1 protein-coding gene is annotated in these 4,855 nt (G+C 71.4%); it reads right to left on the reverse strand.

Annotation, left to right across the window (positions count from 1 at the left end):
* Positions 1-4,855, reverse strand: a 4,855-nt coding sequence (locus KN815_RS44110; RefSeq protein WP_253209626.1) for a type I polyketide synthase, incomplete at both ends; no start/stop codon positions are given.

A 4,855-nucleotide genomic window follows, 5' to 3' on the forward strand; every position in this document is an offset into this window, starting at 1 on the left:
GCATCGGCGCACTCGCCCATCCGCCGCGCGAACACCGGCGAGGACTCCAGCAACTCCAACGCCATCCCAACCCACTGCGACCCCTGCCCCGGGAAGACAAACACCACTCCGGAGTGCGTTCGGGCCTCGCCGATCGCGGCGCTGCCACTGGCCACGGCCGCCAGCTCACGGAGGAGGTCATCGCGGTCAGCGCCGACGACCACGGCACGGTGGGGCAAGGCGGCGCGGGTCGACGCCAGCGACCAGCCGACATCCACCGGACTCAGCTCCGGCCGGTCGCCGACAAAGGCCATGAGGCGCTCGGCCTGCGCGCGGACACCGGCTTCGCTCGCACCCGACACCACCCACGGGACGACCCCAGTTTCGTCGCGTTCCGGCGCGAGTTCGGGCTCGGCGACCGGCTCGGGGGCCTGCTCCAGGATCACATGGGCATTCGTGCCGCTCACGCCAAATGCGGACACTCCGGCGCGGCGGGGCCGTCCGGCCTCCGGCCATGCCGTCCGCGCACTCAGGAGTTCCACCGCGCCGGTGGACCAGTCCACATGGGGTGTCGGCTCATCGATGTGCAGGCTCTGCGGCAGCACACCGTGGCGCATGGCCATCACCATCTTGATCACACCGGCCACACCCGCCGCCGCCTGCGTATGACCGATATTCGACTTGATCGAACCCAGGAGCACCGGCCACTCCGGATCCCGGTCCTGACCGTAGGTGGCCAGCAACGCCTGCGCCTCGATCGGATCACCCAGCGTCGTACCCGTACCGTGCGCCTCCACCGCATCAACATCCACAGTGGACAAGCGGGCGTTCGCCAGCGCCTGCCGGATCACCCGCTGCTGCGACGGACCATTCGGCGCCGTCAACCCATTCGACGCACCATCCTGATTCACCGCAGAACCCCGCACCACCGCAAGGATCGGATGCCCATGGTGCTCGGCATCGGACAGCCGCTCCACCACCAGCATTCCGGCGCCCTCGCCCCAGCCGGTGCCGTCCGCCGCCGCCGCGAACGCCTTGCAGCGTCCATCGGCCGCCAGTGCGCGCTGGCGGGAGAATTCCACGAAGATACCGGCGGTCGTCATGACGCTCGCGCCACCCGCCAGGGCCAGCGAGCACTCGCCGGACCGCAGGGCCCGTACCGCCAGGTGCAGGGCCACCAGCGACGATGAACACGCCGTATCCACGGTCAGCGCGGGGCCTTCGAGACCAAGGACGTAGGAGACCCGGCCGGACATCACCGATGCCGAGTTGCCCGTGCCCACCCGGCCCTCGAAGTCGCCCGTCGCGTCCGCCTTCAGCAGGGCCGCGTAGTCCTGGCCGTTCGTCCCCGTGAACACGCCGGTCTCGCTGCCCCGCAGCGTCGTGGGGTCGATGCCGGCCCGCTCCAGCGCCTCCCATGACACCTCGAGCAGCAGCCGCTGTTGCGGGTCCATCGCCACCGCTTCACGCGGGGAGATCCCGAAGAATCCGGCGTCGAACTCACCGGCTCCGGCGACGAACGCGGCCGCTCGGGTGGAAGAGGTGCCCCGATGGTCGGGGTCCGGGTGGAACAGGTTCGCGGTGTCCCAGCCCCGGTTCTCGGGGAACGGGCCGATGGCGTCGGAGCCGTCGGCGAGCAGACGCCACAGATCCTCGGGAGACCTGACGTCCCCCGGGAAGCGGCAGCTCATCCCCACGATCGCGATGGGCTCGTCGTCCACCGCGCCGATCGCCTGGACCGGGACGGCCGGGGCCGAGCGGTCCTGGCCACCGTGCAGCAGTTCGCCGCAGAGGTACTCCGCCATCGCCAGTGGGGTGGGCTGGTCGTACGTCAGGGTGGCCGGCAGCCGGAGGCCAGTGGCCCGGTTGAGCCGGTTGCGCAGTTCGACCGCGGTGACCGAGTCGAAGCCGCTCTCCTGGAAGGCCCGGCCGGGGTCGATCGCGTCCGGGCCGGTGTGGCCGAGCACGACCGCGACATGGCGCCGGACCAGGTCCAGCACCGCGCGATCCCGGTCGGCGTCGGCCATCCCGGCGATCCGCTCCGCGAATTCCGAGCGTTCGTGGCCCGGCTCGGCGCTCTCCTGACCGACTCCGGCGTCGATCAGCGCCCGTACCTCGGGGAGTTCGGACAGCAGCGGGCTGGGGCGGGTCGCGGTGAAGGCGACATAGTGCCGGTCCCAGTCGATCTCGGCGACCGTGACGACGGTGTCGTCCTGCTCGACGGCGCGCGCCATGGCCGCGACCGCCATCTCCGGCGCCATCTCCGGTACGCCGTGGCGGCGGGCCACCTCGCCCACCCCGCCCTCGCCCATGCCGTCACCGGCCCACAGACCCCAGGCGATGGAGGTGGCGGCCAGGCCCTCGGCGCGGCGCTGCTCGGCCAGCGTGTCCACGAAGACATGGCCGGGTGCGTAGTTGCCCTGTCCGGGCGCGCCCAGTGTGCCCGACAGCGAGGAGAAGAGGACGAAGGCGGACAGGTCCATGTCCCGGGTCAGTTCGTGCAGATGCACCGCGCCATCGGTCTTGACGCGCAGCACTCGTTGCAGTTGCTCGGTGGTGAGCGAGTTCAGGGTGCCGTCATCGAGCACCGCCGCGGTGTGCACCACCGCGGTCAGCGGTCCGACCTCGGCCAGCAACGCGGCCAGGGCGTCCCGGTCCCCGACGTCACACGCCGCCACCGTCACCCGGGCGCCGAGCGCCTCCAGTTCTCCGGCCAGCCGCTCTGCGCCCGGCGCTGCCATGCCCCGACGGCTGGTCAGCACCACATGTTCGGCGCCCCGGCCGGCCAGCCACCGGGCGACATGGCCACCCAACGCTCCGGTGCCGCCGGTGACCAGTACGGTTCCGCGAGGTTGCCAGGACCCGTCACCCTCGCGGACCGGCGCATGCGCCAGCCTCCGGCCGAAGAGCCCACTCGGACGGATCGCCACCTGATCCTCGCCCGAGGCGCCGGCCAGCACACCGGCCAGGTGGTCCTGGGTACGCTGGTCCACGCCCTCGGGCAGGTCGATCAAACCGCCCCAGCGCAGCGGCTGTTCCAGGGCGATCACCTTGCCGAGGCCCCAGGCCAGGGCCTGCTTTCTGCGGACGGCCAGGTCGCCTTCGCCGCCGGTTGCCTCGCTTCCTGCACCGCCACCGACGCCGACGCCGTAGCCGTGGCCGAGCGAGACGCCACGCTGGGTGAGGCACCACATCGGCGCTTCCAGACCGGCGTCTCCGAGCGCCTGCGAAAGCAACAGCGTCATCGCGTATCCCTGAGGGACCGAGGGGTACGCGGGGTGCGGGCTTTCGTCCAGCGCGGTCAGCGATACCACACCGCTGATCCGGGGGGTGTCGGCCAGAACGGCGCCCAGCCGGTCGGCCAGCGTGGCACGGTCCAGTTCGGGCTCGCCGAGAACGACCATGACGGGCTCGGCACCGTGCCGGATCAGCGCACCGGTCACCCCCGCGACCCACTCGTGCTCGGCCTCCGCATGGGAGACCACGACCAGCCAGGTGCCCGCCGGCGATGTGGCGGGCGCGGTGAGCGGCTTCCAGCGGATCTTGTACCGCCATGAGTCGATGGTGGAGACATCACGGCGTTCGCGCCGCCACTGGGACAGGGCGGGCACCACTTCGCGCAGCGACTGCCCGTCGACGCGGAGCGCACCGGCGAGCGATTCGAGGTCCTCACGCTCGACGGTGTCCCAGAAGTCCGCGTCGACCGTGCCGGTGGAGATCTCGGGCGGCGGGGCGTCCAGCCAGTAGCGCTCCCGTTGGAAGGCGTACGTCGGCAGGTCCACCCGGCGGGCGCCGGGGAACAGCGGCAGCCAGTCGACCTCGACACCGTGTGCGTACGCCTCGGCCAACGCGCCGAGGAAGCGGACGAGGCCACCGTCGTCCCGGCGCAGTGAGGCCAGTACGAGTCCGCCGTTCGCGCCCGCGTCGTCGAGCGTTTCGCGCAGGCCCGTGGTCAGGACCGGGTGGGGGCTGATTTCGATGAAGGTGTGGTGGCCGCCCTCCAGCGCCGCACGGGTGACCTGCTCGAGCTCCACTGTCTCGCGCAGATTGCGATACCAGTAGTCCGCGTCCAGTTGCGCGGTGTCGATGGGCCGTCCGGTCACCGTGGAGTGGAAGGGGGTCGTTCCGGTGCGCGGCTCGATGGACGCCAGGGCCGTCAGCAGTTCATCACGGATCCCGTCGATCTGGGGCGAGTGGGAGGCGTAGTCCACCGGGATCCGCTTGGCCTCCGGGAACTCCGCGAGCACCGCATCCAGCACCGCATCCGTACCGGACACCACGGTCGTCGCGGGGCCGTTCACCGCCGCCACCGACAGCCCGGGCCGGTCGCGCAGTTGGTCGGCGGGCACCGGGACGGACACCATCCCGCCCTGGCCCGACAGCGCCAGCAGCGCCTTGCTGCGCAGCACCACCACCCGCGCGCCATCCGCCAAGGACAGACCGCCCGCCACACACGCCGCCGCGATCTCACCCTGCGAATGACCCACCACGGCCGACGGCACCACACCGTACGAACGCCACAACTCGGCCAGCGACACCATCACCGCCCACAGCACCGGCTGCACCACATCGACACGAGCCAGCTTTCGTTCATCCGCCAGCACGTCCGACAACGTCCACTCCACCAACGGAGCCAACGCATCGGCGCACTCGCCCATCCGCCGCGCGAACACCGGCGAGGACTCCAGCAACTCCAACGCCATCCCGACCCACTGCGACCCCTGCCCCGGGAAGACGAACACCACCGAGCGTCCCGGCTCGGCCGCGTCCGCTGCCTCCACCACGCCCGGTGCCGGTTCGTCCTGTGCCAGGGCCGCCAGTCCGGCCAGCAGTGCGGTGTGATCGCCGCCGAGCACCACCGCCCGATGTTCCAGCG

The organism is Streptomyces niphimycinicus, from assembly GCF_018883605.1.
Lineage (GTDB): Bacteria > Actinomycetota > Actinomycetes > Streptomycetales > Streptomycetaceae > Streptomyces > Streptomyces niphimycinicus.